This window comes from [Actinomadura] parvosata subsp. kistnae (assembly GCF_900323885.1).
GTDB classification, from domain to species: domain Bacteria; phylum Actinomycetota; class Actinomycetes; order Streptosporangiales; family Streptosporangiaceae; genus Nonomuraea; species Nonomuraea composti.
On the sequence record NZ_OOHJ01000032.1, the window covers coordinates 54214 to 80434 of the forward strand.

Sequence of the window (26221 nt, forward strand, 5' to 3'; positions counted from 1 at the left end):
CGTCGCTTGCGGGCTGGTGACCCGACGCTAGGGCGGAGGCGGCGCCGTTGCGGGACGGTGTTCCGGTGAGTGGACGGCTTGTGCGTCTCAGGTCGTCACCTCGCGGCGTGCCAGCAGCCAGCGGCCGTCCCCGCCGCGGGTGAGCTCGTCGCGATAGGAGCCGACGGCGACGATCGCCGCGGGCGGGCCGGCGGACACGAGCAGGAAGGACGACAGCGCCGTGGCGCGGTCGCCGGTGGCGTGCACCTCCAGGTTGGTGATCACGTGCCGGTTGCCCGAGCCGGGGCCGGCGTGCCCGAGCTCGCGCATCCGGGTCAGCCCGGCGACGGTCTGCTCGCGTCCGCGCCAGCGCGCGCCGGCCATCGCCCACTCGACGTCGTCGGTGAGCAGGGCGCCGAGGTCGTGCGGGGTTCCTTCGTCGGCCAGGCGGGCGAACGTGTGCAGGAGGTTGGCGATGTCGGAGGTCATGGAGAGGTACTGTCCTCTTGATCCCCGTCGTCTTGAGGGCGGACGTCCACTGAGCGGACGCTTCGGCGCGGGCGGCGACCGGCGTCGGGCAGGGTGGGAGGCGTACTCGTCCCCGACGTTGCGGAGGCCGCTCGTGCGAGCAGACAGCGAGGACCTGTCGGTCACGGTGGAGAACGGGATCGGGCTTCTGGAGCTGCGCCGGCCACCCGCCAACTACTTCGACGAGCAGCTCATCGGGCTGCTCGTGGACGCCGCCCGCGACCTGGACGGCAGCGCGGACTGCCGGGTGCTCGTCCTGGCCTCCGAGGGCAGGCACTTCTGCGCCGGCGCCGACTTCGGGACGGGCGGCGCCTTCGACGGCGACCGGGCCGCCGTGGCGCGGCGCCTGTACCGGCGGGCGGCGCCGTTGTTCGAGATCCGGACCCCGATCATCGCCGCGGTCCAGGGCGCCGCCGTGGGCGGAGGGCTGGGGCTGGCCTGCGCGGCCGACTTCCGGGTCGCCGATGAGCACACCCGGTTCGTCGCGAACTTCGCGATGCTGGGCTTTCATCAGGGGTTCGGGCTGAGCGTGACGCTGCCGGAGATCGTCGGCCGGCAGGCGGCGGCCGACATGCTGCTGAGCGGCCGGCCGGTGCGCGGCCAGGAGGCACATCGCATCGGCCTGGCCGATCGGCTGGCCGAGCCCGGCCGGCAGCGCGAGCAGGCGCTGGCCTGGGCCCGCGAGCTGGCGTCGGCGGCCCCGCTGGCGGTGCGGTCGATCCGCTCGACGTTGCGGGCCGGTCTGGCGCGCCGGGTCGCCGAGGCGCTGGAGCACGAGCTGGCCGAGCAGGCGCGGCTGTGGGCGACCGCGGACTGCGCCGAGGGCATCGCGGCGAGCCTGGAGCGCCGGCCACCGGTGTTCCGCGGGGAGTGACCACGCTGGGGTGCGGGCCGCCCCGCACCCCTCGGGTGGCGATCAGCCGGTGAACACGTAGTCGCGCGGCTCCGGCGCGCGCAGCATGGCCCAGTAGTCGACCAGCCGCCACGGGCAGGCCACCCAGGCGCGTCCGGCCTTGTTGCGGTAGTACCCGTTCGCCGTGCCGCCGTGTTTCCAGACGGTCTTGTCCAGCTCCTCGTCGACGCGCCGGTTGTAGTCCTCGGTCGCCTCCCGCGTCGGCTCCATCGCGGTGTGGCCGTTCTCGACGAGGTACTGCAGGCTCTCCACGATGTAGTGGACGTGCTCCTCGCTGGTGACGTTGTGGCCGCCGCCGTGGTTGGGCGCGGCGTTCGGGCCCGCCGTGACGAAGAAGTTGGGAAAGCCCGGCACGGTGATGCCGAGGTACGCTCTCGGGTTCTCCTCGGCCCATTCCTCGGCCAGCCTGATGCCGCCGCGGCCGACGACGTCGAGGAAGCCGAGGTATTCGAGCCTGAAGCCGGTGGCCCAGATGATGACGTCGGCGGCGATGAACTCGCCCTCCGTCGTCACCACGCCGTCCGGGCGGATCCGCCGCAACGAGCCGCGGTGCAGCGACACGTTGTCGCGCTTGACGGCTTCGAAGAAGCCGGGGTCCTTGACGATCCGCTTGGCGAACGGCGGGAAGTCCGGCGTCAGCATCTCCTTCAGATCGGGACGGTCGGGGAAGGACCGGTCGAGGTAGTCCAGGCAGACCCGCATCACCATGTCGTTGGCCGGGGACGAGGAGACGTGCGTGGCGTACCACTCCTCGTCGATGCGCGGGATGGAATAGCCCTTGTCGGCGGCCCACCAGTAGGTCTTGACGCGGAACCACTGGTGGAAATAAGGGATGTGCTCCAGCGCCCACCTCATGCCCTCGGGCACGTCGGCGGCGACCTTGCGCTCGGGGATGACCCAGTGCGGCTGGCGCATCACGACGTCCAGAGACTTCACCTGCCCGGCGATCGCGGCCACCACCTGGACCGACGTGCAGCCGGTGCCCAGGACGACCACCCGTTTTCCGCTGAGGTCCACGTCATGGCGCCACTCGGCGGTGTGCATCGTCTCACCGTCGAAGGTGTCGATGCCGTCGATGTCGGGGATGGCCGCCGCGTTGAGCACGCCTGTCGCGGTGACCACGGCGTTGGCCCGGTGCGTGCGCACCGAGCCGTCCTTGTGCCGGACGGTGATCTCCCAGATCTGGTCGTCCTCCTGCCAGCGGCAGCCGAGCACCTTGGCGGAGAAGGTGATGTGCGGGTAGAGGTCGTACTTGCCGGCCACGTGGTGCAGGTACTGCAGGTACTCCGGTCCTGTCGGGTAGTACTTCGACCAGCGCGGGTTGAGCTCGAAGGAGTAGGAGTAGAAGTGGCTCGGCGTGTCGACGGCCGCGCCCGGATAGGTGTTGCGCGACCACGTTCCGCCGAGGTCGTCGCGTTCTTCGAACACCTGGTAGCGGAAGCCCGCCTGACCGAGTTCGATCGCGGCGTTCAGGCCGATCATGCCGCAGCCGATGATCGCGACGGTGAAGCCGGCCGGCGGCTTGCGGGTGGCCGGGACGACCCGGCGGGCGGGCTCGAAGCCGCCCTGCTCGCGCAGGTGGGGGACGTACTCCTCGCCGACGGTGTCGTCCACGCACAGCTCGGCCATCCGGCGGAACAGCGCGTCGTCCGGTACGGCGATCCGGGGGATCAGCGGTCCTGCGAGCAGGTGCCGGGCGCGCTCGCGCACCTCGGCCGCGACCGTCGCGGGGTACTCCCCCATGATCGCCTGGGTGCGGCTTCGCTCCTGGTCGAGTCTGGCCCTGAACTCGTCGAGGAGAGCGGTGTCCCCGCTGTGGTGGACCAGCGCCATCAGCAGGGCGCCCGGCTCGGCGACGTCGATGGCCGCGTCGAGGGCCCGGCGGTCGACGTCGGTCACCGGTGCCAGGACGTAGGTGGGCTGGTCCGGGGATATCAGCGTCATGGGTCGGTGGTTCCTTCGCATGGGGGGTTTCAGCAGGCGCGGGTGATCGCTGGGACACGCGCGGGGCGGCGGGTCAGGCCGGAGGCGGCGTACCAGATGTCCATGGCGGCGATGCGCACGGCGTCGCCGGCTTCCTGGACCGGCACCGTCTCGGCGGGCCCGCACAGCGACAGGGCCGCGCGCAGGCTGCCGCCGGATGGGCCGATGGAGGCCGCCACCGCGGTGATGCCCGCGGTGCAGCCCTGGACGTCGACGGCGACGCCGCCGCGGTCGCGCACACGTTCCAGGTCGCGTCGCAGCTGGGTGCGGGTGCGGACGCCGTACACGGTGGCCGGAGGGGGGAAGGTGAGGTCCGGCCAGTCGGCTTCGGTGAGGTGTGCGAGGATGGCGCGGCCCGCGGCCGAGTGCGCGGCGGGCTGGCGGCCCCCGGGACGCCAGGTCTCCCCTCTCTCCGGCCAGTCGCCGATGCGCTCCAGATGCAGGACCTCGCCCGACAGCAGCGTGCTGAGGTGCACCGTCAAGCCGGTGGAGCGGTGCAGGGCGTACATGAACGGAAGGCACGCCTGGTGCAGGCGCTCGCGCTGGACGACCTTGCTGCCCAGCTCGAACATGCGCAGGCCCAGGCGGTACTGGTAGCCCTGCCGTTCCACCCAGCCGAGCTCCACCAGCCGTTGCAGGATCCGGTGCGCCGAGGAACGCGGCAGGTCGGCCTGCCGCGCGATCTGCGCCAGGGTGAGCCGAGGGTGACCGTCGAAGACCTGCAGCAGGGACGCCACCCTGTCGATCATGGTGATGGGTGAGCCAGGGCTCTGTGCCGTGGTCATGCTCCGCCTCCCCGGCCGCATCGCCGGTTGCACATTGTGCCTGCATGGCACAAACTGACACCTCGTGAGCTTACGACCCGGTTGCAGCGGTGTAAACACATTGGATCCAGTTTCCGCATACGAAATGCGGATCGGGATGGTGCCGAGCCTCTGGGAGACTGAGGCTGTGAGGTGTTGCCCATGACCAAGCCCATCCGGCAGAGCTTGACGGAGCGGCGTACCGAAGAACTGCGCATGACGATCGCTCGCAAGGCGGCCGAGATCTTCGTCTCCGACGGCGACACCTCGGCGACGGTCGAGCGCATCGCCGAGGCGGCGGGCATCGCCACCCGCACGTTCTACCGCCACTTCCCGGTGAAGGAGGACGTCGTCCGGCCGCTGTTCCGCCACAGCTCGCAGCTCGTCATCAGGGCTCTGCGGGAGGCCCCCTGCGAAGGGGATCTCATCGAGGTGCTGGTCGGGGTGTGGATGTCGGCGCTCGAGGAGGAGACCGTCGGTCCTTCCGAGCGCCGCTTCCTGGCGGTGATGGCGGCCAGCCCGCAGTACCGGCTGCGCTGGATGGAGGTCGACGAGGAGCTGTCCGAGGCCGTGGCGGAGTTCCTCGGCAAGCGCCTCGGGTGGGGCGAGCGCCCGCTCGAACGCTCGCTGCCCGCCTACCTCGTGGTGCAGGCCACCCGGCACGTCTTCATGCGGTGGATCACCTCCGACTCCGGCCAGGACGTCGCCGACCTGCTGCGGGAGGCCTTCCGCATGGTGCTCGACGGCGTCCGCACGGTCGCCGCCGCCCGGGCCTCGTCAGGGTGAGTGCGGCCCGAAGGCCCCCGAACGGCCCAGCGCCGAGATCCGCTCCGGGCTGTAGCCCAGCCCGGTCAGGACGCGGCGGGTGTCGGCCCCTGCCGCCACGGGGGCACGCGGCGGCGCCGCCGCCGACCGGCTCAGCTTGATCGGCACCCCGATCCCGCGGTACGTCCCGTCCTGGACGACCATGGCGCGGTGGCGGGTGTGCGGCGCGGACAGCGCGCCGTCGAGGTCGTGCACCGGGCTCGCCGGCACGCCGCGCGCCGCCAGCTCTCCGGCGAGGTCGCCGGCATCGCGGCGCAGGAAGAGCGGCTCCAGTTCCGCCAGCAGCTCCGCCCGGCGGCTGACCCGGTCCTTGTTGCGCCGGAAGCGCGGATCGCCGGCCAGGTGCGGGCGTCCGAGCACCTCGGTGAGCGCGGCGAACTGGGCGTCGCTGGCGGCGGCGACGAACAGGCGGCCCGGCCCCTTGCCCTGCCCCTTCGTCCGGAACACCTGGTAGGGCGCCACGGTCGGGTGCGCGGCCCCGGTCCGTTCGGGCACCTGCCCGGACTGCAGGTAGGTGGCGGAGTGCGGGTGGAGGATCGACAGGACCGCGTCGAACAGTGTCACGTCCACGAGCTGGCCCCGCCCGCTGCCGGCGCGTTCCAGCAACGCCAGCAGCACGCCCGCGAACGCCTGGTGCGCGGCGGTCAGGTCCACGATGGGCACCCCCACGCGCAGCGGGTCGCCGTCGCGTTCGCCGTTCAGGCTCATCAGCCCGCCGTAGGCCTGCAGCACGGCGTCGTAGCCGGGCAGGCCGCCGAGCGGGCCGTCGACGCCGTAACCGGTGATGCGGCAGTAGACCAGCCGGGGGAACTCCCGCGCGAGCCGGGACTCGTACCCCAGCCCCCATCCCTCCATCGTGCCCGCCTTGAAGTTCTCCACGACCACGTCCGCCCGGGCGATGAGATCGTGCAGCACCTCACGGCCCGGCGGCGTGCGCAGATCGAGCACGACGTTGGCCTTGTTGCGGTTGAGGCCCTGGTAGTAGGCGCTGGTCGTCTCGGCCTCGTCGACGAACGGCGGGCCCCACCGGCGGGTCTCGTCACCGGCGGGCGCCTCCACCTTGACCACCTCCGCGCCGTGGTCGGCCAGCATCTGCGCGCACAACGGCCCGGCCAGCACCCGGCTGAGGTCGAGCACCCGCACGCCGCGGACGGCGCCGCTCACCTGGCGTCCCCGGTCAGCAGCGGCCACCAGGCGCGGTCATGGAGGGCGGCGGCCAGGTGGTCGTGCCAGTGGCTCTCGTTGCCGAACTCCTCGCGCCAGGCCCACAACCGCGTGGTCACCGCCCCGAGGTGGTGCTCGCTGGAGTAGCCGAGCGCGCCGTGCAGCTGATGGCCGATCGCGGCGACCTGCCGCGCGCCGGCCGAGGTGGCCGCCTTCGCCGCGGCGACGGCCACGGCGGCGTCCGCGTCCTCGTGCTCGACCGCGGCCACGGCGGCCTGCGCGCTCACCTGCATCGCGGTGACCTGCGCGGCCAGCGCCGCCAGGTGCTGCTGCACCGCCTGGAAGCGGGCCAGCGGGCGGCCGAACTGCTCGCGTTCGGTGACGTGGCGGCGGGCGGAGACCAGCACCGCGCGGGCCGCCGCCGCGAGCTGGACGGACCTGGCCAGCGCGCCCCGCCTCAGCAGCGCGGTGGCGTCCAGGCCGGGCGGCGCGGCGGCGGACGCGGCTGCCACCACTCCGTCCAGGACCAGCAGGTCGCGCGGCTCGCCCGCCAGGTTCTCCGCCGTCACCAGCTCCGCCCCGGCATCGCCAGGGATGACGGCGACCAGGTTCTCCTGCGCGCAGCGCGCCATCGTGACAACGTGGCCGGCGTGCCGGGCCCACGGCACACGCAGGCGCCCCGACAGCCGCAGCACACCGTCCTGCCGGTGCCCGCGCGCCTCGTCGAGCGAGGCGACGGTCATGCCCGCGGGCACGGACAACCCCGAGCGGGCCAGCAGCCAACCGGCGAGGAAAGCGGTCTCCGCCACCGGCACAGGCACGGCGTGGAAGGCCGCGGCATCCACCACCACCGCCAGCTCGCCAAGACCGCCCCCGCTGCCGCCGGCCTCCTCGGGAACGCCGACGAGGTGGAATCCGCCCTCGCTCAGTTCCTTCCACGCCCTGCCGGTACGGTCCTCGCCCCGCCGGTCCAGGATGGCGGTCACCGCGGCGCGGATCTCCGCGCGCAGATCGTCGTTCACCGGACCCCCAGTCCGCGCGCCACGACCGAGCGCAGGATCTCGTTGCTTCCGCCGCGCAGGGTGAACGCCGGGGAGTGCAGGATCGCCTCGGCGAGCAGTCCTTCCAGGCCCGGCCCGTGCTTGCGGGGTTCGATGCCCGCCAGCCTCCGCACGGTCTCCACCACGTCGGCCTCGAAGCGGGAGCCGAGATCCTTCACCAGCGCGGCGGCGATCTCGGGCGGCCGCCCCTCGGCCAGGGCCGCCGCCACCGACAGCGACATCTGGCGCAGGGTCCAGGCGCGTGCCGTCAGCCCGCCCAGCTCCCGCTCGGCGGACGCGTCGCCGTGCTGCCGCACGTGCTCCGCCCACGCTCGCAGGAGCGGCACCGTGCTCATGTAGCGTTCCGGCCCGGACCGTTCGTGCGCCAGCTCGGCGGTGACCTGCCGCCAGCCCGCGCCGCGCTCGCCCAGCAGGCTGTCCTCGGCGACGACGGCCGCATCGAAGATCACCTCGTTGACGTGGTGCTCCCCGTCGATCGTGCGGATCGGCCGGATCTCGACGCCCGGCGCCGGCAGGTCCACGACGAACTGCGACAGCCCCGCGTGCCGGTCCCCCGGCGAGCCGTCCGTGCGGGCCAGGACGACGATCGCGTGGGCGAAGTGCGCCCCGGTCGTCCACACCTTCGTGCCGGTGATCTCCCAGCCGCCGTCGACCTGCCGGGCGCGGGTGCGTACGGACGCCAGGTCGGAGCCGGCGTCGGGCTCGCTCATCCCGATGGCGAAGTAGCACTCGCCGCGGGCGATCGCCGGCAGGTAGCGCTCGCGCTGCGAGGGGCTGCCGTGCCGCAGGATGGACGGCGCCATCTGCCGGTCGGCGATCCAGTGCGCGGCGACGGGCGCGCCCGCGGCCAGCAGCTCCTCGGTCACCACGAACCGCTCCAGCGGGGAGCGGTCATGGCCGCCGTAGGCGCTCGGCAGCGTCATGCCGATCCAGCCGCGCGCGCCCAGCCGGCGGCTGAAGGCGGGATCGGCCACCGACATCCACGCGTCGCAGCGCGGGACGAAGGTGCCTGCCGCCAGCTCGCCGTCCAGAAAGCTCCGGACGTCGTCGCGAAGCCGTCGCGCGGCTGCACTGAGGCGGTGCGGGGGAAGATGGATGCTCGTCGTCAACCGGACTCCTCCTTCGGTCCGGTTCACGCTATGGGGCCGGAGCCCGCCCAAGGGGACGATGTTCCGTTGAGCGGACGGTCAGCGTGCCACGCCTGGGGCCAGCATCAGGCTCAGCTGGTCCGACGATCCCGCGCGATGCGTGTCCATCAGCTCCACCAGCCGCTCCACGTCTCCGGCTCCGAGCGCGGCGACCATCTCCCGGTGCTCGGCCAGGATCCGCGCCCGTCCCGCCTCGTCGTGGAGGTAGACCGCGTGATAGGGCAGCGCCCACGTCCAGACGCGCTTGATCTGGCCCACGACGAGGTTCAGCTCGCTCAAGTCGAAGATCGCGAAGTGGAACCGGGTGTTGAGGACGCGCATGCGCGGCAGGTCGGTCTCGGCGGCGGCGCGCTCGACCTCCTCGGCCAGGGCCGCGATGTGGTCGAGCTCGTCGGCGCCGGGCCGGGGCAGGCTGCGGATCACCTCCGTCTCCAGCAGCCTGCGCATGAGATACACCTGGTCGAACTCCGATCGGCTCAGCCGGGTCACGGCGAAGCCGACGTGCTGCTCGTGCACCACCAGGCCGTCGGCGGCGAGCTGGCGCAGTGCCTCGCGCACCGGCAGCCGGCTGACCCCGAGGGCGGCCGCCATGTGCTCCTGCCGGATCTGCTGGCCGGGCAGCAACTCCCCCGACACGATCATCTGGGTGATCTCGTCGACCACCCGGGCCACCACCTGGCCGGCGGCAGGCGCGGCGGTGGGTGAAGTCTTCCTGGACGGCATGGCACTCCTCACGATCCCCTCCACCGTAGGGGTTGAGCCGCCCCGCACGCGCCGCGGGGCTCAGTTCGTGACGCTGCCGCCGTTGAGGTTGAGGGTCTGGCCGGTCATCCAGGAGGCCTCCGGCGAGGCGAGATAGACGACGGCCGCTCCGACGTCCTCCGGAGTGCCGAGCCTGCGGGTCGGGATGCGCCGCGCGAACTCCTCCGTGCTGTCCCCGGCGGCGTTGCTCTGCAGCCCGAGCGCGAGAGAGTTGGCGGTCACGCCGAACGGGGCGAACTCCTGGGACAGGTGCCGGATGAAGCCCTCCACCCCGCTCTTGGCCGCCCCGTACAGCGAGATGCCCGCCGCCGAGCCGGTGCGCGCCGCCCCGGAGGAGATCTGCACGATCCGCCCCCAGCCCGCCTCGCACATGTCGTCGGCGACCGCCGACACGCAGTTCATCGCCCCGAACAGGTTGATCTCCACCGGCGCCCGCCACCGGTCCGGCGCCAGCGTGCGGAACGGCCCCTGCCCGAAGTCGGCGGGGATGCCCGCGTTGTGGACCAGGATGTCGAGATGACGGCCGAACTCCGCGCGGGCCCGCCCGACGCCGTCCCGCACCGCCTCCAGGTCGGTGACGTCGAAGACGACGGGCACGGCGCGTCCGCCCGCGGAGGTGATCTCCTTGCTCACCGCTTCGGCGCGCTCCGGCACCAGGTCGTTGACCGCCACGGCGGCGCCCTGCGCGGCCAGCGCGCGGGCGATGCCCGCACCCGCGTTCTGACCGGCTCCGGTCACCAGCGCGGTACGGCCCGACAGATCGAACATCATGTCTTCCCTCTCCTCTGCCTTTTCTGACGGGTCACTGGTGCTGGAGCAGTTCCACCAGGTGTCCGTCGGGGTCCTCGACCTGCGCGACGGTCACGCCGGCCTGCGGTACGGCCCTGGGTGCGACCCGTACGACTCCCCCGGCGCCTTCCGCCGCCCGCACCACCTGCTCGACGTCCTCGACGACGAAGCCGAGCACGGCCTCACCGGGCTCGGGGCGTGGCTGGTGCGGGCGGTGGAGCAGGATGAGGGCAGGCTCCTCGTGGCCCGGGGCGCACAGGATCACCTCCTCGCCTTCCCCGGCGGAGAGCCGGTGCTTGGTGACCAGGCCCAGGGCCGCCGAGTAGAAGGCCACCTCGGCTTCGAGATCGCCGACGAGGAGCTTGGTGAACGCGAGGGCCATGGTGCCTCCTGACACGTGGTGAGTCCGGGCGCGAAGGCCAGTACACCGGCCGGTGGGCGGCAGCGGACGCGGGTGTTCCACTGATTGGGAACTCACCGCGAACCTTCCAGCACGGTCTCCAGGTCGTTCCGCAGCTCTTCGGAATCACCGGGGACGAAGCCGACGATCTGGTTGAGCGAATATGCGGCCGCCTCGGGGGCGGTGCCGTCGAGGGGGATGCCGGGGAAGTGCTTGGCGAACACCTCCGTCAGCGCCCGCCACACCGCCAGGTCGCCGGCGAGCGTCTTCAAGGGGGTGTCCATGGTGTACGGCTCGCGGGGGCCGTCGCGGCCGGGCAGTTCGCAGTCGAAGGAGTGGCTGCCGCCGGTGATCTCGGCGGTCCGGCCGTCAGGCAGCTCGACCAGGGCATCGGTGCCGTCGGGAATCCTCACGTCGAGGGTGAACCGGTCGGTGACGCGCCAGCCGACGCGGACCTCGCCGTGGGGAGTCGTGTGGGTGAGGGTGGTGTGGGTGAGGCCGCCTCCGGGCTGGGGGGCGATGCGCATGCGCCGGTAGCCGGGTTCGAGCGGGGTCAGCCCGCCGACGGTCTTGTGCAGCCAGTCGCAGACCGCGCCGAGGGCGTAGTGGTTGAGCGAGGTCATGCCGGTGGAGTTGAGGCTGCCGTCGGGGCGGACGGCGTCCCAGCGCTCCCAGATCGTGGTCGCGCCCATGGTGACCGGATACAGGAAGGAGGGGCAGCCGGTCTCCAGGAGCATGAGGTACGCCTCCTCCAGGTGACCGGTCCGGCTGAGGGCGGGCAGGATCAGCGGGGTCCCGGCGAAGCCGGTGGAGATCCTGAATCCGGCCTTGGCGACCAGCCGGGCCAGGCGGGTGCCGGCGTGCGCTTCCTGGGCCGGGTCGAGCAGGTCGAAACAGATGGCCAGCGCGTAGGCGGTGGCGGTCTCGCCGGCGACGCGGCCGTTCCTGGTGACGTATTCGGCGCGGAAGGCCTCCCGCGTCCTTTCGGCCAGCGACGCGAAGTGTGCGGCATCGGCGGTGCCCAGGATCCGGGCGGTGTCGGCCATCTCGCGTGTGGTCTTGGCCAGGTAGGCGGCGGCCACCAGATGCCGGTCGGTCTTGCCGCCGCCGGCGTTCTCCGGGGGCGCGTCGGGGTCGAGCCAGTCGCCGAACTGGAAGCCGCTGCTCCACAGCCCCTTGTCGTCGAGCCTGGTCTCGACGTCGCGGATGAAGGCGGCCATGGAGTCGTAGCCGCGCCGCAGGATCTCCTCGTCACCGTACTCCTGGTACAGGACCCAGGGCAGGCTGACCGCCACGTCGCTCCACAGGGCGGTAGGAGAGGAAGGGGTGGACAGCACGTCCGGCACCACCCAGGGCACGTAGCCCTTCTCCCGCTGCTCGGCGGCGAGGTCTTCCAGCCAGGAGCCGAGAACGTCGCGGACGTCGTACAGGAAGGCCGCGGTGGGGGCGAAGGCGTTGAGGTCGCCGGTCCAGCCGAGCCGTTCGTCGCGTTGCGGGCAGTCGGTCGGCACGCCGACGAAGTTGCCCCGCATCGACCAGACGGCGTTCGCGTGCAGGCGGTTGAGCAGGTCGTGGGAGGTGTCGAGCCAGCCGGTCCGGCGCATGTCGCTGTGCACCACCACGGCTTTGACCTCATCGAAGGGGCCGTCGATCTCGGCGTAGCGGAAGCCGTGGAAGGTGAAGCGCGGCTCCCAGACCTCCTGGCCGCCGCCGCGCAGGGTGTAGCGATCGGTGGCTCTGGCCGTGCGCAGGGTTTCGGTGTCGAGGGCCCCGTCTCGCAGGAGCTCCGCGTGCCGGATCGTCACGCTCTGGCCCGCCTCACCGGTGGTGGTCAGCCGGATCCAGCCGGAGATGTTCTGGCCGAAGTCGATGATCGTCCTGCCGTCCTTGACGGACGTCTCCACCGGGATCAGCTCTTCGACCCGGCGGATCGGGGTGGCGACCGTGGGGACGAGCGTGCCGAGGTCCCAGTCGAGGAGCTCCACCGGCGACCAGGCGCCGGTGAACCCGGGCAGGTTCCAGCCGTCCGGTTCCCGGCGTGCGTCATAGTCTTCGCCGTCATACAGGCTCGCGGCCAGCACCGCGCCGGTGCCGGCCGTCCACTGCTCGTCGGTGGTGACGATGACCGTCTGCTCGCCGTAGATGAGTTCCAGCCGCATGTACAGGGCGGGCCGCTGGGTGTAGTGGTGGCTCTCGCCCTCGTAGCCGAGGCGGCCGGCGGCCCAGCCCTCGCCGACGATCGCGCCCAGGGCGTTGGCGCCCGAGCGGATCAGCGGGGTGACGTCATGGGTGCTGACCTGGAGCCGGTGCCGGTAGGAGGTCCAGCCGGGCGCCAGCACTTCGTCGCCCACGCGGGTGCCGTTGAGGTACGGCTCGACGATGCCCAGGGCGGTCACCTGGAGCCGGGCGTGGTCCGGCGGCCCGCCGGAGGTGAACTCGCGCCGGAAGTAGGGCGCTTCGGCGGGGAACGGCGCTGTGACGAACGACATGAGGCAAGCTCCTCAGCGGACAGGGGTGAAAGACAGGGTGCGGTGGTGATGGAGGGTGGGCGCGGGGCCGGCGCGCTGGGGCGCGAGCCGCCCGTCAGGGGTGGGCGCGGTAGGAGACCTGGTGGAGCACGACTTCGCCGGCGACCGGCTCGACACCGAACGTGCGACCGGTGAAGCCGCCGGCGACTTCCGTTGACAGGTAGCGTCCGTCGAAAGCGCCGAGGACCTGCGGCGTCCCGTCAGCGGCCAGGACCGCCAGCTCCACGATGTCGGGCTGCGGCGGCGGCATGAGGCCGGCCGCCGCGGGCTCCCTTACCGAGATGCGCAGCCTCACGCCGTCGCCCGGGGGAACCGGCACCCGCGCGACGGTCGTGCTCGCGGGCCCGATGACGAGCGTGGCCTCCACCGTCCCGGCGTCGGCTGTGAGCCCGTACCAGTGGGAAGCGTCGATGCCGACGAGCAGGCGCCCGCTGCCCCGGGAGGTGTCGAGCCGGGCCTCCGCGGTCCACTCGGGATCGCGTGCTCGTGCCGCGAGCACCGGCCGCGGCTCGCCTTCGGCAGGCGCTGTCAGCACCAGGCGGCCGGGCGCCTGCCACCTGGCGAACGTGTGCGGGAACACGTTCGGCGACACCCAGCGCGGGTCGAGGTCAGGCGAGTCGAACCGGTCGACGAACGAGTGGTCCGGCGGATCGGGGGTGAAGCGTTCCTCATCGACCACCGGCCAGCCGTCGATCCACTCCACGCCCGCGATGAACGTCTCGCGGCCGTTGACATGGAACATCGGGCTCTGGCCGCGGGGACGTACCCCGAGGTACACCATCGCCCAGGAGCCGTCGGCCAGCTGGACGAGGTCGGCATGGCCGGTGTTCTGCACGCGGTGACTCGTGCTGCGATGGGTGAGGATCGGGTTGGCGGGCGCCGCCTCGAAGGGCTCGTCCAGGGAGCGGGAACGTGCGATGGTGACCGCGTGCCCCCGTTCCGTGCCGCCTTCCGCGAGCATGAGGTACCACCAGCCGTCACGTCGGTAGAGGTGGGGGCCCTCCGGATAGGCCAGCCCGGTGCCGGTCCAGAGCACCCTCGGCGGAGCGAGCAGCTTGCCTGTCGCGGGGTCGATCGGCGCGCTGGTGATGCCGGTCAGCTCGGGTCCGGACGACGCCCAGGTGAGGTGGCATGTGCCGTCCTCGTCCCAGGCGAGGTCGGGATCGATCCCGATGGCTGCGCCCACATGGACCGGCTCCGACCAGGGACCGGCGGGATCATCGGCGGAGACGATCAGCTGGCCGCGGTGGAACTCCACCACGTTCGTGGTGACCAGCCAGAACCTTCCCTCGTGGTGGCGGAGCGTCGGTGCGTAGATTCCTGTGCTGGCCGGGGCGGCGCGGACGTTCAGCTGGCCGGGACGTCGCAGCGCGTTGGTCACCGGCGTCCAGGTCACCAGGTCGGTGCTGCGGTGGATCGGCACTCCCGGCGCGTACTCGAAGCTGGAGTTGGCGATGTAGTAGGTGTCTCCCGCACGGCAGATGGTCGGGTCGGGGTGGAACCCGGCGATGATGGGGGTTGTCGTCATGAGGTGGCTCCTGGGCGGCCTCTGTCGCGAGGCCGCTCTGTCGTCCCCGAGGGGACGAGGGGTGCGGATTACCGCCGGGTGGATTCGCGGACCACGATGGCGGCGTGCAGGTCTGGCGGCGCTTCGGGCAGGGGGCGATCCTCGGCCGCGTGCAGGGCCTGGTCGGCGAGGTAGTGCCCCTGGCCGACGTTGTCGATGCTGACGCTGGACAGCGACGGGTAGAGCATGCCGGCCATGGGCGTGTCGTCGTGACCGATGACCGCCAGATCGCCGGGGACGGACAGCCCGGCCCGCTGCGCGGCGGCCACGGTCATCGCGGCGATGTCGTCGTTGAAGGCGGCGACGGCGGTGATGCCCTGCGCATGCCATTCCCGTACGGCTCGGACGACGCTGCCGTCGCGGTGATCGACGGGTCGCAGGTCGAGCAGCTCGGCGCCGAGCCGGTCGGCTTCCTCGCGTGCCGCTGCCGCCCGTCCTTGGGCCAGCAGGGAGAAGCGCTCGTTGACGCTGGTGGCGAAGGCGAGCCGCCGGTGACCTTGCTCGTACAGGTGCGCGATCTGCAGGTGCGTGCCTGCGGTGAGCGTGGGTGAGGACAGTACGGCCTGCTCCTGCTGCAGCACCGGCAGGATCTTGGTGATGCCGCTGGCCTGCATGGAGGTGCGCTCGGCGGCGCTGATGGCCGTCCAGGCGATGACGACGTCCGGGTTGAGCAACTCCCACAGGGGCCGGGCTTGACCTCCTTCGTGGCGGGTGTAGGTGACCAGGGCGTAGCCGGCCTCGTCGAGGACGTGGGAGGCGGTCTCCAGGGTCAGGCGCAGGCTGTGTTCCATCGGCCAGTCGGGCAGCACCAGCAGGATGATCATGCTGCGTCCGCTGGCGAGGGCCTGGGCTGCCCGGTGCGGCCGGTAGCCCAGGCGAGCGGCCTCGGCCATGACCCGCTCGCGGGTGGCGGCGGGGATGCTCTGCCCGGGGGTGTTGTTCAGCACGTAGCCCACAGTGGCGCGGGACAATCCCAGCGAGCGGGCCACGTCGGTTGCGGTGACTCGCTTTTTGCGTTGCGTCACGGGAGCTTCACCTCTGAGGAGGGCAGGGCTTGCACGCGTAAGTCTTTCTCATGATCTCACGCAGGCCGCAGGTGCGGGCTCGGCGTCGTCTCGGTCGGCCGCTGAGAGCGTCAAGCGCCACTGCCAGCGGTATTCAGGCTCTGACAGCCGGTGCGCGGGCCGGGTGTCGGGGCCCAGCAGCCCCGTGCCGACACCACGGTGCGCGATGTCGAGATGGACGACGGTTTTGGCGCTCGGCCGCAGTTTCCACCAGTGGCCGGCTGTCTCCAGCTCGCTGACCGAGTGCCGGCTCACGTTCATGTGCAGGGGTGTCGCGTGCAGGGTCCGCACGGTTCCGGCGGGGCCGGACAGCCGCAGTTCGGTGACCTCCCCGCGGGTGCCGTTCTCCTGCGGCTTCAGGTAGGGCACGGCGAGCTCGTCGATCGGGCTCTCCCAGGCGGCGAGCAGGGCCGAGGCGCGCCGGTCGGGGTAGTTCTCCCAGGGCCCCAGCCCGACCCAGCGGGCCTGGTCGAAGCCGTCGGCGAGCTCGAACTCCATGCCCACCCGCAGCCCGTCGGCACCGGTGCCGACCAGCGTCACGTGCTCGTCCAGGAGGTAGTCGCCCTCCTCCAGCACGGTGACTGTGCGGGTGTGCACGACTTCGTCCCCGAAGGCGGCGCGGTAGCGGATGGTCGTCGTGGCCCCGCCGGCGCGGACGTCGATGGGGGTGAGGTGGAAGAAGCCGCTGCGGACGAACCGGTTGTCCAGGGCGAACGACTGGTCGTTGTCGGTGAGGGCCCGCCAGAGCGACAGCTGCGGCGCCCGGCGCAGCAGCGGGTGACGTACTTCGGCGGGGCTGGTGCCGGTGCCGCGGGGAAGGCGCGGCAGCGGGCGGGGCATGGTGACCTGATGGGCGGAGATTTCCGTTCCCGCCGGCGCCCACACGGCGTCCTGTCTCGCGTGCACAGTCACGGTGAGGGCCAGGGCGGTGCCGAGCAGGGCGCGGATGGTATCCGGCAACGCGATCGCGGTCTCGGCGCCCGGGGTCGTGGGGGCGCGGCGAGCGTGACCGCGCCTGCCGGCCCGGCCTCGGTCTCCACCTGGAGTCGCAGCTCGTAGGCGTCGAGACCGGCGAAGGTCTGCCGGTTGCGGATGCGCAGCGTCCCGGCCCTGGCCTCCTCGGCGCTCGAGGTGATGCGGATCGGGCTGAACAGGCCGCGTGCCTCGTACAGTGCCGGTTTGGGGGTGAGGTCGGGGAAGACGACTCCGTTGAGTAGCGTGATGCCGTCGTTGGGCTCGTCGCCGAAGTCGCCGCCGTAGCGGTAGCGGCCGTCACCGTCGGGGTCGAGCGCGTGGTCCTTGAACTCCCAGATGAAGCCGCCCTGCAGGCCCGGCAGGCTCTCGAACAGCCGCCAGTACTCGGCCAGGCCGCCGGTCGAGTTGCCTTGGGAGTAGGCGTACTCGCACACGATGACCGGCCGGTCGGCCCTCGGGTCGGCCGAGAACGCCGCCAGCGCCTCGAACGAGGGGTACATCGGGCACACCAGGTCGGTGGCGGCGTGACCGGCGTGCCAGTCGCGCGCGATCGCGCCTTCGTAGTGCAGCGGCCGGGTCGGGTCCGTGCCGCGCACCCATGCGGCGGCGGCGTCGTGGTTGGGGCCGTAACCGGTCTCGTTGCCGAGCGACCAGATGATCACGCAGGGATGGTTGCGGTCGCGCAGCACCATCCGCGAGACCCGCTCCACGAACTCGGGCAGGTAGCGCGGGTCGTGGGCGAGCGTGGTGGTGAAGGCATGCCCCTCGATGTCGGCTTCGTCGATGACGTAGAAGCCGATCTCGTCGCACAGGTCGAGGAAGTCCGGGTCGTTGGGATAGTGCGAGGTGCGGATCGCGTTGACGTTGAATCGCTTGAGCAGGGACAGCTCGGCCAGCATCAGATCCCGGGAGACGACGCGGCCGGTGCGCGGATCCACATCGTGGCGGTTGACCCCCTGGATGAGCACCCGCTCGCCGTTGACCAGCAGATCACGCCCCTCGGTCCGCACCCGGCGAAAGCCGATCCGCAGCCGTGCCGTATCCGCCACCTCGCCCTCAGGAGAGATCAACTGGACCAGCAGCTCCTCGAGATGCGGCGTCTCCGCGGTCCAGGGCCGCACGTCGAGCGCGTCGAGGGTGAACACCGCGGTGCCCGCCTTCTTCCCGGAGGGCATCACGTGCTCAGCCACCGGGCGCAGCTCCGCGGGTATGGGGGCGCCGGCCGCGCGCAAGCTGAGCAGATCCATGACACCGTCGGCAACGCCCAGCGGCTCGGGCCGCTTGGTGCGATCGGTCAACGGCGGCGCGAAGGCCGGTTCGACAACACGCGGGGTGATCCTGCGCGTCTGTGTCCGGCCGAGCACCGAAATGCGCGCCGACCAGCCGGTCTCGTGGAGATGGTCCAGCCCGGCCGTGGCCACTGTCACGCGTAGGCTTCCGTGCTCCGCCTCGTAGTCCGCGACGACGGCGACGTCGGCCACATGCACCTGCGGCACGGAGTACAGGAACACCGTCCGGGACAGGCCGGATTGCCACCAGTGGTCCTGGTCCTCCAGGTAGGTGACCTCCGACCATTTGGCCACCTCGAGCTCGATCGTGTTGGAGCCCGCCGTCACGACGTCGGTGATGTCGAATTCGGCCGCCAGGTGCGAGTCGGTGCTGGTGCCGACGGCGTGGCCGTTGACGGTGACGCTCAGGTGACCTTCGGCCGCACCGACGTGCAGAATCATCCGGCGTCCCGCAGACGGCGCCAGATCCACCGTTCGCCGGTAGACACCGGTCGGGTTGGCTTCCGGGACGGCGGGGGGCACCTCGTCGAACGGCATCGCGATGTTGAGGTAGTGGGGCGGGTCGGCCTTCTCCCTCATGGTCCACAGGTCCGGCACCTGGACCCGCTTCCACTCCTGCTCATCCGGCAGGAGACGGAACTCCCACGTGCCATCGAGAACGATGTCGGGGGCCCGGCGCAGGGCGCTCATGGGCAGGCGTTTCAACGGAAGTCTCCTTGAGTGGGTGCGGGCGTCGCCACGCATGGCCGGCGCGGCTCGGCGTCCCTGACGCATGCCCCGCGTCCCACGCGCCTCCGCCTGCCGGGCGGACGAGGCCCCTCACTGTAGGCAGGCTAACTTTCGCGCGCAAGTACTTGTGCGTGAAAGTTGAGGAAGCTACGGTAACCGGCAAGCTTGCACGCGAAAGTTGCCGCTTGGCTCGCCGACGCGACCGGAGTGGTCGCCCCCAGCGAAACGCGCTGCCCACCCGCCGCGGACGCTCGGCCGTTCATCAGTACCGACCCCGGAGAATCCGATGTCCCGATCCTTTCCGAACGGCTTCTTGTGGGGAGCCTCCACCGCTGCTCACCAGATCGAAGGCAACAACCTCAACAACGACTGGTGGCAGCTGGAGCACGCCGCCGCGGACCACGGGGTGCAGTTCAGCGGGGACGCGGTGGACAGCTATCACCGCTACCAGGAAGACATGCGCCTGCTGGCCGATGCGGGCTGCAACGCCTACCGCTTCAGCATCGAGTGGTCCCGGATCGAGCCGAGTCCCGGCAAGTTCTCGCGAGCCGAACTCGCCCACTACCGCCGCATGATCGACACGGCTCTCGGGCTGGGTCTCACCCCTGTGGTCACGCTGCACCATTTCACCCATCCGATCTGGTTCGGCGAGCGCGGGGCCTGGCTCGGCGACGGCGCCGTCGACGCGTTCTGCCGTTATGTCGAGCAGGCCTGCACCATCCTCGACGGCGTCGCGTGGGTCTGCACGATCAACGAGCCGAACATCGTCGCCGTCAACCACGGCCAGCAGCGACGCCTCGCGGAAGGCAAGGAGTACCAGTTCGTCGGCGCCCTGCCCGACGCCGAGATCGGACAGGCCCTCATCGCCGCCCACCGCGCCGCCGCGCCACTGGTCCGCGCCGCGACCGGCGCCAAGGTCGGCTGGACGGTCGCCAACCAGGCGCTCCTGCCCGCCCCCGGCTGTGAGAGCAAGCACGCCGAGGTGCAGCACATCTGGGAGGACATGTACCTCGAGCCTGCCCGCGGCGACGACTTCGTCGGTGTGCAGTCCTACACCAGCCAGCTCGTGGACGACAACGGCGTCGTCCCGCACCCCGACCACCCGGACAACACCATCATGGGCTGGGCCTACCGGCCCGACGCGCTCGGCATCGCCGTGCGGCACACCCGCGACGTCGTCGGCGACGTCCCCATCGTCGTCACGGAGAACGGCATCGCCACCTCCGACGACTCCCGGCGCGTCGCCTACACCCAGGGCGCGCTCACGGCGCTGCACGAAACCATCAGCGAGGGCGCCGACGTGCGGGGATATCTGCACTGGAGCCTGCTCGACAACTTCGAATGGGGCCGCTGGGAACCCACCTTCGGGCTCATCGCCGTGGACCGGGAGACCTTTGAACGCCGGCCCAAGCCCAGCCTTCGCTGGCTCGGACAGATCGCCCAGGCCAACGCCCTGACGTTCTAGCCCCACCCCGTTCGCCCATGGAGGCATCGTGACCACTCCTACCCCTCCTGCCGAACCGCCGCAAGCCGCCGCCGAGGCGGTCCTCGCCGGTCACGAGGAGCTCATCGCAAGCGTCGCGCCCCCGGAGAACCCGCCCCGTGTCGGTGTCTGGACCATCGCGGTCTACGCGCTGACGATGTTCGGCTTCCAGCTGACGTTGCTGCTGCCTGCTCTGTTCAGCCTCGCCTACAAGGTGCAGCTGATCGATCCGGCGGGCAAGGATGCGAGCCTGGGCTTCGTTCTCGGCGTCGGCGGGCTGATCAGCCTGCTCGTGGGCCTGCCCGTGGGCGTGCTGAGCGATGGCACCCGGCTGGCATGGGGCCGCCGGCGGCCCTTCCTCGCGGCGGGTCTCGTGCTGTCGGCTCTCGGCGCACTGATCATCGCCGTAGCCCCGGCGATCACGTTCATGCTGGCCGGCTATGTCGTCGTGGGAGTGGCCAACGCCGCGATCGGCACCGCCATCAACCCGTTCCTCGCCGAACAGGTGCCGGCGGAGCAGCGCGGCACGGTAGGGGCGCTCGGTGGAGTGACCGCCGCGGTGGCCGGCGTCGGGGCGACACTGCTCGGCAGCTTCCTGACCGGAAACATCCTTGTGCTGTTCCTGACTCCGGTGGCCGTTCTCGGCATCGCGGCTCTGCTGTACGTGGTGGTGATCCCCGACCGGCCGGCGTCCGAGGACGTGCGGGTCGGATCGATCCTCGAGGTGTTCGGGAACATCTGGTTCAACCCGCTCAAGCACTCGGACTTCGCGCTGGTCTGGCTGGGGAAATTCTGCCTGTCGTTCGGGTCCACGTTCTTCAGCACCTACCAGCTGTACCTCCTGCAGGATCGTCTGGGCCTCACCCCCGAACAGGCGGGACGTCAGCTCGCGGCCGTCGGCGGGCTCAGCCTGCTGGCGCTGGTCGGCTCCTCCATCGCCGGCGGGACGCTGTCCGACCGGTTCAAGCGGCGCAAGCCGTTCATCTTCCTCGCGACCGGGCTCATCGTGGCCGGCCTCGCGGTCGCCGCGAGCGCACCCTCGATGCTGCTCTTCGCCGTCGGCGGGATCCTGCTGTCGGCGGGCACCGGAGCGTTCAACTCGGTCGACCTCGCCCTCGCCTCGGACGTCATGCCCGAGAAGGACAAGGCGGGCAAGTACATGAACATCTACTACCTGTCCGGCACCCTGGCGGGCGTCCTCGCCCCGCTGATCGCCTCCGTGATCCTGCGGCTCGGCGGCGGCGGGAACTACGGCGGCCTGTTCTTGTCAGGCGCGGTCCTCGGCCTCGGTGCCGTGGTGACCGCGGCCAAGATCCGCAGCGTGCGCTGATTCTCGATCCCTGGAGTACCTGTGACACACGAGCAGCACCCCGCCGCCCTCGACGGCATCCCGCTGGAGAAGAAGGTCACCCTGCTGTCCGGCCGTGACTTCTGGACCACCCGGAGCCTGCCGGAGGCAGGCATCGACGGCGTCACCATGGCGGACGGGCCCCACGGGCTTCGCAAACAGTCCGGAGAGCACGACCACCTGGCCATGTACGACAGCGACCCGGCCACCTGCTTTCCTCCGGCGGTCGCCGTCGGAACCAGCTGGGACGTCGACGTCGCCGCGCGCGTCGGCGCCGCCATCGGCCGGGAGGCGGTCGCCCAAGGGGTCCACCTCGTGCTCGGGCCCGGCGTCAACATCAAGCGCTCCCCGCTGTGCGGACGCAACTTCGAGTACTACTCGGAGGACCCGTACCTGTCCGGAGCGCTCGCAGCGGCGTTCGTCCGGCACCTGCAGGCGCAGGGACCCGGCGTGTCGGTCAAGCACTTCGCCGCCAACAACCAGGAGACCAACCGGCAGACGATCAGCGCGGACGTCGATCCGCGCACCCTGCGGGAGATCTATCTCCCGGCGTTCGAGCACGTGGTGCGCGAAGCCGAGCCGGCGACGGTCATGGCGGCCTACAACAAGATCAACGGTGTCTTCGCCTGCGAGAACCGCTGGCTGCTGACGGACCTGCTCCGCGAGGAGTGGGGTTTCACGGGTGCGGTCGTCTCCGACTGGAACGCCGTCGTCGACCGCGTCGCCGCGCTGCGGGCCGGTCTCGACCTCGAGATGCCGGGGGCGACGCGGGCCGCGACCACGAGGTGCTCGAAGCCGTCCGCGCCGGCGACCTCGACGCGTCCGTCATCGACTTGAGCGTGCGCCGCATCGCGGGGCTGGACGCCCGGCGCGGCAGCCGTACGGCCGGGGTCGACCTTGATGCTCACCACGCACTGGCCCGGGAACTCGCCGCCGAGTGCGCCGTCCTGCTCCGCAACGAGCACGACACTCTCCCTTTGAGAGGCGGCGTCCGGATCGCCGTGCTCGGTGCGCTGGCCGAGCACCCCCGGATACAAGGTGGGGGCAGCGCGCACGTGAACGCCTACCGGGTCGACGTCCCGGTGGAGGAGATCCGGGCGGTGGCCGCGGCACACGGATCGGCCGTTGCCTACGCCACCGGGTACCGCCTGGACGAACCCGGCTCGGAGGAACTCGTCGCCGAAGCGGTGGCGGCGGCCCGGCAGTGCGACGTCGCCGTCGTCTTCGCCGGGCTCAGCGAGCGCTGGGAGTCCGAAGGCGTCGATCGCGACTCGCTCGACCTGCCCGCCGAGCAGGTCGAGCTGATCCGCGCCGTCGCCGGCGTCGCCCCGCGGACGGTCGTGGTGCTGTCCAACGGCGGTGTCGTCTCGCTCGAGCCGTGGCACGACGACGTCGACGCCGTGCTCGAAGCCTTCGTCCTGGGGCAGGGTGGCGGGCGCGCGATCGCCGAGCTGCTGCTCGGCGTGCGCAACCCCTCGGGCCACCTCGCGGAGACGATTCCGGTGCGTCTGCACGACCACGCCAGCTCGCTGAACTTCCCGGGCGAACAGGGTCACGTCCGCTACGGCGAGGGGATCTTCGTCGGCTACCGGCAGTTCAGCACGTTCGGCACCCCGGTCCGGTACCCGTTCGGCCACGGGCTGTCGTACACGACCTTCGTCACCCGCTCAGTGTCGGCGCGGGTGACTGGCCCGGACAGTGTCACGGTCGAGGTCGAGGTGGAGAACACCGGCGGGCGGGAGGGCAAGCACGTCGTACAGGTGTACGTGGCGACCACGGCCGGCCCGGTGCGGCGCCCTGTACGGGAGCTACGAGCGTTCACGAAGATCGAGCTCAGCCCCGGGCAGAGAGAAACCGTCCGGTTCGAGCTCGGCCGGCGGGCGTTCGCGTACTGGGACATCGACGCCGGCGCGTGGGTCGTCGCGCCGGGCACGTACGAGGTGCAGGTCGGCCCGGACGCGCACACGGTCGAGGTGACGGCGAGCGTCGAACTGGCCGGTGAGATCGTCGCCCGGGAGGTCACGCTCGACTCCACCATCGGCGCCTGGCTCGAACACCCCGTCATCTCGGCGCCCACCCTGCAAGCGCTCGGATTCGCGGACGCGACGATCTCCGAGGAGCACATGGCGATGGTCAGGTCGATGACCATGCGCCAGTTCATCACCATCTCCGGCCTGGACCTGCCCGTCGAACGGCTGCAAGAGCTGGCCGCGACCTCACGTACACACTGAAAGGACATTCATCTTGCGTTCCGAACCGCCCTACCGTGACGCCTCGCTGCCGGTCGCCGACCGGGTCGCGGATCTGCTCGGCCGGATGACCCTCGAGGAGAAGGCCGCGCAGCTCGCCGCGCCCACCGCACCGGCGATCGACGTCCACGACCCGCCGCCCACCGGATGGGGGGCCGTCGTCGCGGCGCTGTCGACCCTCGAAAGGTCCCCGCGCGAGAGTGCCGCGGCGGTCAACGAACTGCAGCGCAAGCACGTCGAGGACACGCGTCTGGGCATTCCCGTTCTCGTCGCCGAGGAAGCTCTGGTGGGGCTGAAGATCCAGGGCGCGACCATGCACCCCGATGCGATCGCCCAGGCAGCCACCTGGGACCCGGAGCTGATCGAGCGGATGGGCACCGCGATCGGGACGCAGATGGCGCGCACCGGCGTCCGGCAGGCGCTGTCGCCGCTGGCCGACACGGCGCGGGACCCACGCTGGGGGCGGGTGGAGGAGACCTACGGAGAAGAGCCGTACCTCGTCGGCTCGATGGCCACCGCGTTCGTCCGCGGCATGCAGGAGGCCGATGCCGGGACGCCGCTCGTCGCCACGGTGAAGCACTTCCTCGGCTACAGCGCCGGCGCCGGCGGCCGTAACACCGACTCGGTCTCGATCGGCCCGCGTGAGCTGCGCGAGGTGCATGCGGTCCCGTTCGAGATGGTGATCCGCGACGGCGGGGCACGCGGCATCATGCCGGCGTACGTCGACATCGATGGCGTTCCGGTGACCGGTTCGCGCGCGCACCTCACCGGCCTGCTCCGCGACGAGCTGGGCTTCGACGGGCTGGTCATCTCCGACCTCGGCGCCGTCAACCAGCTCCACACCAAGCACGGCACCGCGCACAGCGACGCCGCCGCCAGTGCCCAGGCCGTGCGCGCCGGGGTGCACCTGGACCTCGTCCCCCGGCTGGCGACCGGCCATCTGATCGAGGCGGTCGAGTCCGGGCTCCTGCCGATGGCCGACCTGGACCTGGCGGTGAGCACGGTCCTGCGGACGAAGTTCGAGCTGGGGCTGTTCGAGCGGCCCTACGTCGATCTGGAGGCGGTGCCGGAGACGCTCGACTCCGCCGAGACGCGTGGCCTGGCCCGTGAGATCGCCGAGCGGTCGGTCGTCCTGCTCCGCAACGAGCCCGTCAACGGCGTTCCCCTCCTTCCGCTCGATCCGGGCACCGCGACGATCGCGGTGATCGGCCCGAACGCCGACCGTCTGCTGGGGCAGCTCGGCAACTACAGCTACCCGGTGCTCGACAGCATGGCCAAGCGGTTCGCGCTCGCCGCGGACCCGACGGCGCGCGCGGACGAGGCCGCCGAATTCGGCGGCTCGACGGGAGCGGACCGGGCCCGCCTGATGGTGGAGTCCGTCCCGGTGGTCACCTTTCTCGACGGGATCCGCGACCGGGCCCGCGGGGCGACGGTGCTGTACGAGCCCGGCTGTCCCATCCAGGACGAGGACCGCTCGGGCATCCCCGCAGCCGTCGAAGCGGCGAGGTCCGCGCAGGTCGCGGTGGTCGTCGTCGGAGACCAGGCGGGCATCAACGCTTTCGGCACCGTCGGTGAGGGCCTGGACAGCGCCACGTGCGAGCTGCCCGGCGTGCAGCGGGAACTGGTCGAGGCGGTCGCGGCCACGGGCACGCCGACCGTCGTCGTGCTCAGCCACGGCCGCCCCTACTCGCTGCGGTGGATGACCGGCTCCGTACCCGCGATCGTCACGAGCTGGTTCGGCGGGGAGGAGGCCGGCAGTGCCGTGGCCGCCGTGCTCTTCGGCGACGTCAACCCCGCAGGGCGGCTGCCCGTCTCCTTCCTCGACTTCGCCGGCAGCGCGCCCCTGCCCTACTGGCGAGCGGCGCAGACTCCCGCCTACGTCGAGGGACGCGCGGGGGCCACGTTCCCGTTCGGGCATGGCCTGAGCTACACGACCTTCGCCTACCGTGACCTCGACATCAGCCGGCCGGAAGTGCCGGCCGACGGCGAGATCGAGCTGTCGTTCACGGTGGCGAACGTCGGGGATCGCGCCGGTGACGAGGTCGTCCAGGTGTACGGCCAGGACGTGATCGCACGCAGCGTGCGGCCCCGCCGCAAACTGGTCGCCTTCCGGCGGGTGTCGCTGGAGGCCGGTGCCGCGGTGCGGGTCACCGCGACGGTGCCCGCGAGCATGTTCGCGCTGTGGGATCCCGAGGAGGGCTGGCTCGTCGAGCCCGGGAAGATCAAGCTCTTCATCGGCGGGTCGTCCGCGCAGATTCACCTGCGCACGTCGGTCACGCTCACCGGCGGCGTTCACCACCCCGGCGCGGACCGTGCTCTCACCAGCTCGATGTCGGTGATCCCGGTCGACCCCGAGACGGCGGCGCGCAGCGCGGCCGCGCGTGCCGCCGCGCTCCGCACAGCGGCTCCGCTCTCCGGCGACAACACCGTCCTGGAGTGGCTCGAGCACCCGGTCGGCGGCGACCTGCTCCGTGGCCTGCTCCAGGGGGCCGACGAGGAGACGCTCGCGCCGGCGTTCGGCATGTCCCTCCAGCAGATGGCGCTCTACAGCGGCGGCCGGATCGCTCCCGAGACCGTCGAGCGGCTCGTCGCGCAGGTGCACGCGCAGATGACGGCGCCACAACGCGCCTAGTG

At 71.5% G+C, this 26221-nt stretch carries 21 protein-coding genes; 7 read left to right on the plus strand and 14 right to left on the minus strand.

What is annotated here, in order from left to right:
* Positions 1–87: 87 nt before the first annotated feature.
* Positions 88–468, minus strand: a complete 381-nt coding sequence (locus KIS93_RS60750) for a nuclear transport factor 2 family protein (RefSeq protein ID WP_080038461.1) — start codon at positions 466–468, stop codon at positions 88–90.
* 133 nt (positions 469–601) lie between these two features.
* Here KIS93_RS60750 and KIS93_RS60755 point away from each other — a divergent pair, with 133 nt between their 5' ends.
* On the plus strand, positions 602–1381 hold the full coding sequence (locus KIS93_RS60755; protein WP_230466143.1) for an enoyl-CoA hydratase/isomerase family protein: 780 nt from the start codon (positions 602–604) through the stop codon (positions 1379–1381).
* Between the two features lie 42 nt (positions 1382–1423).
* Here KIS93_RS60755 and KIS93_RS60760 read toward each other — a convergent pair whose 3' ends face one another.
* Together KIS93_RS60760 and KIS93_RS60765 are read right to left on the minus strand one after the other, a co-directional pair.
* A complete protein-coding gene (locus tag KIS93_RS60760; RefSeq protein WP_080038460.1) occupies positions 1424–3364 on the minus strand; it encodes a flavin-containing monooxygenase in 1941 nt (646 codons plus the stop codon).
* Between the two features lie 29 nt (positions 3365–3393).
* Positions 3394–4188 carry an IclR family transcriptional regulator gene (locus KIS93_RS60765; RefSeq protein WP_080038459.1) on the minus strand — a complete coding sequence of 265 codons (795 nt, stop codon included), beginning with the start codon at positions 4186–4188 and terminating at the stop codon, positions 3394–3396.
* 180 nt (positions 4189–4368) lie between these two features.
* Here KIS93_RS60765 and KIS93_RS60770 point away from each other — a divergent pair, with 180 nt between their 5' ends.
* A complete protein-coding gene (locus KIS93_RS60770) occupies positions 4369–4992 on the plus strand; it encodes a TetR/AcrR family transcriptional regulator (RefSeq protein WP_080038458.1) in 624 nt (207 codons plus the stop codon).
* Here KIS93_RS60770 and KIS93_RS60775 read toward each other — a convergent pair.
* The 11 genes from KIS93_RS60775 to KIS93_RS60820 form a co-directional block, all read right to left on the minus strand.
* The gene (locus tag KIS93_RS60775) at positions 4984–6195 is read right to left on the minus strand and encodes a CaiB/BaiF CoA transferase family protein (RefSeq protein WP_080038457.1); all 1212 of its coding nucleotides are present in this window, start codon (positions 6193–6195) and stop codon (positions 4984–4986) included. The two genes, KIS93_RS60770 and KIS93_RS60775, sit on opposite strands and share 9 nt — an antisense overlap.
* A complete protein-coding gene (locus KIS93_RS60780; RefSeq protein WP_080038456.1) occupies positions 6192–7217 on the minus strand; it encodes an acyl-CoA dehydrogenase family protein in 1026 nt (341 codons plus the stop codon). Before KIS93_RS60780 ends, KIS93_RS60775 begins: the two co-directional genes overlap by 4 nt.
* On the minus strand, positions 7214–8365 hold the full coding sequence (locus KIS93_RS60785; protein ID WP_080038455.1) for an acyl-CoA dehydrogenase family protein: 1152 nt from the start codon (positions 8363–8365) through the stop codon (positions 7214–7216). Before KIS93_RS60785 ends, KIS93_RS60780 begins: the two co-directional genes overlap by 4 nt.
* A gap of 78 nt (positions 8366–8443) precedes the next feature.
* Positions 8444–9127 carry a GntR family transcriptional regulator gene (locus tag KIS93_RS60790; RefSeq protein WP_080038454.1) on the minus strand — a complete coding sequence of 228 codons (684 nt, stop codon included), beginning with the start codon at positions 9125–9127 and terminating at the stop codon, positions 8444–8446.
* 60 nt (positions 9128–9187) lie between these two features.
* On the minus strand, positions 9188–9937 hold the full coding sequence (locus tag KIS93_RS60795; RefSeq protein WP_222108155.1) for an SDR family NAD(P)-dependent oxidoreductase: 750 nt from the start codon (positions 9935–9937) through the stop codon (positions 9188–9190).
* A gap of 31 nt (positions 9938–9968) precedes the next feature.
* Positions 9969–10337: a VOC family protein gene (locus tag KIS93_RS60800; RefSeq protein WP_080038453.1), complete on the minus strand. Its 369-nt coding sequence runs from the start codon at positions 10335–10337 to the stop codon at positions 9969–9971.
* Positions 10338–10429: 92 nt separating this feature from the next.
* The gene (locus tag KIS93_RS60805) at positions 10430–12844 is read right to left on the minus strand and encodes an alpha-L-rhamnosidase (RefSeq protein ID WP_080038452.1); all 2415 of its coding nucleotides are present in this window, start codon (positions 12842–12844) and stop codon (positions 10430–10432) included.
* Positions 12845–12938: 94 nt separating this feature from the next.
* Complete coding sequence (locus tag KIS93_RS60810; RefSeq protein WP_080038451.1) at positions 12939–14411, minus strand: glycoside hydrolase family 43 protein; 1473 nt, start codon at positions 14409–14411, stop codon at positions 12939–12941.
* 68 nt (positions 14412–14479) lie between these two features.
* The gene (locus KIS93_RS60815; RefSeq protein WP_080038450.1) at positions 14480–15475 is read right to left on the minus strand and encodes a LacI family DNA-binding transcriptional regulator; all 996 of its coding nucleotides are present in this window, start codon (positions 15473–15475) and stop codon (positions 14480–14482) included.
* A gap of 48 nt (positions 15476–15523) precedes the next feature.
* Positions 15524–16474 (minus strand): beta-galactosidase small subunit-related protein, encoded by a 951-nt coding sequence (locus tag KIS93_RS64200; RefSeq protein WP_222108156.1) that lies wholly within the window; start codon positions 16472–16474, stop codon positions 15524–15526.
* Positions 16423–18483: a glycoside hydrolase family 2 TIM barrel-domain containing protein gene (locus KIS93_RS60820; RefSeq protein ID WP_222108157.1), complete on the minus strand. Its 2061-nt coding sequence runs from the start codon at positions 18481–18483 to the stop codon at positions 16423–16425. Before KIS93_RS60820 ends, KIS93_RS64200 begins: the two co-directional genes overlap by 52 nt.
* A gap of 310 nt (positions 18484–18793) precedes the next feature.
* On the opposite strand from KIS93_RS60820, the gene KIS93_RS60825 reads away from it, so the two are divergent.
* From KIS93_RS60825 to KIS93_RS60840, 5 genes are read left to right on the plus strand one after another with little or no spacing between them, the layout of a single operon-like run.
* Complete coding sequence (locus KIS93_RS60825) at positions 18794–19972, plus strand: glycoside hydrolase family 1 protein (RefSeq protein WP_080038449.1); 1179 nt, start codon at positions 18794–18796, stop codon at positions 19970–19972.
* Positions 19973–20000: 28 nt separating this feature from the next.
* The gene (locus tag KIS93_RS60830) at positions 20001–21320 is read left to right on the plus strand and encodes an MFS transporter (RefSeq protein ID WP_222108158.1); all 1320 of its coding nucleotides are present in this window, start codon (positions 20001–20003) and stop codon (positions 21318–21320) included.
* A 21-nt stretch (positions 21321–21341) separates the two neighbouring features.
* Positions 21342–22175, plus strand: a complete 834-nt coding sequence (locus KIS93_RS67070; RefSeq protein WP_246005565.1) for a glycoside hydrolase family 3 protein — start codon at positions 21342–21344, stop codon at positions 22173–22175.
* Positions 22124–23569 (plus strand): glycoside hydrolase family 3 C-terminal domain-containing protein, encoded by a 1446-nt coding sequence (locus KIS93_RS67075; protein WP_246005566.1) that lies wholly within the window; start codon positions 22124–22126, stop codon positions 23567–23569. Before KIS93_RS67070 ends, KIS93_RS67075 begins: the two co-directional genes overlap by 52 nt.
* Before the next feature lie 13 nt (positions 23570–23582).
* On the plus strand, positions 23583–26219 hold the full coding sequence (locus tag KIS93_RS60840) for a glycoside hydrolase family 3 N-terminal domain-containing protein (RefSeq protein WP_222108159.1): 2637 nt from the start codon (positions 23583–23585) through the stop codon (positions 26217–26219).
* The last annotated feature ends 2 nt before the right edge of the window (positions 26220–26221 follow it).

What these genes read in the sequence shown, in the direction of transcription:
- KIS93_RS60825 (WP_080038449.1), top strand. Translation starts at nt 18,794, where the DNA reads ATGTCCCGATCCTTTCCGAACGGCTTCTTGTGGGGAGCCTCCACCGCT.
- KIS93_RS60790 (WP_080038454.1), bottom strand. Translation starts at nt 9,127, where the DNA reads ATGCCGTCCAGGAAGACTTCACCCACCGCCGCGCCTGCCGCCGGCCAG.
- KIS93_RS60800 (WP_080038453.1), bottom strand. Translation starts at nt 10,337, where the DNA reads ATGGCCCTCGCGTTCACCAAGCTCCTCGTCGGCGATCTCGAAGCCGAG.
- KIS93_RS60795 (WP_222108155.1), bottom strand. Translation starts at nt 9,937, where the DNA reads ATGATGTTCGATCTGTCGGGCCGTACCGCGCTGGTGACCGGAGCCGGT.
- KIS93_RS60750 (WP_080038461.1), bottom strand. Translation starts at nt 468, where the DNA reads ATGACCTCCGACATCGCCAACCTCCTGCACACGTTCGCCCGCCTGGCC.
- KIS93_RS60805 (WP_080038452.1), bottom strand. Translation starts at nt 12,844, where the DNA reads ATGTCGTTCGTCACAGCGCCGTTCCCCGCCGAAGCGCCCTACTTCCGG.
- KIS93_RS60810 (WP_080038451.1), bottom strand. Translation starts at nt 14,411, where the DNA reads ATGACGACAACCCCCATCATCGCCGGGTTCCACCCCGACCCGACCATC.
- KIS93_RS60760 (WP_080038460.1), bottom strand. Translation starts at nt 3,364, where the DNA reads ATGACGCTGATATCCCCGGACCAGCCCACCTACGTCCTGGCACCGGTG.
- KIS93_RS60765 (WP_080038459.1), bottom strand. Translation starts at nt 4,188, where the DNA reads ATGACCACGGCACAGAGCCCTGGCTCACCCATCACCATGATCGACAGG.
- KIS93_RS60770 (WP_080038458.1), top strand. Translation starts at nt 4,369, where the DNA reads ATGACCAAGCCCATCCGGCAGAGCTTGACGGAGCGGCGTACCGAAGAA.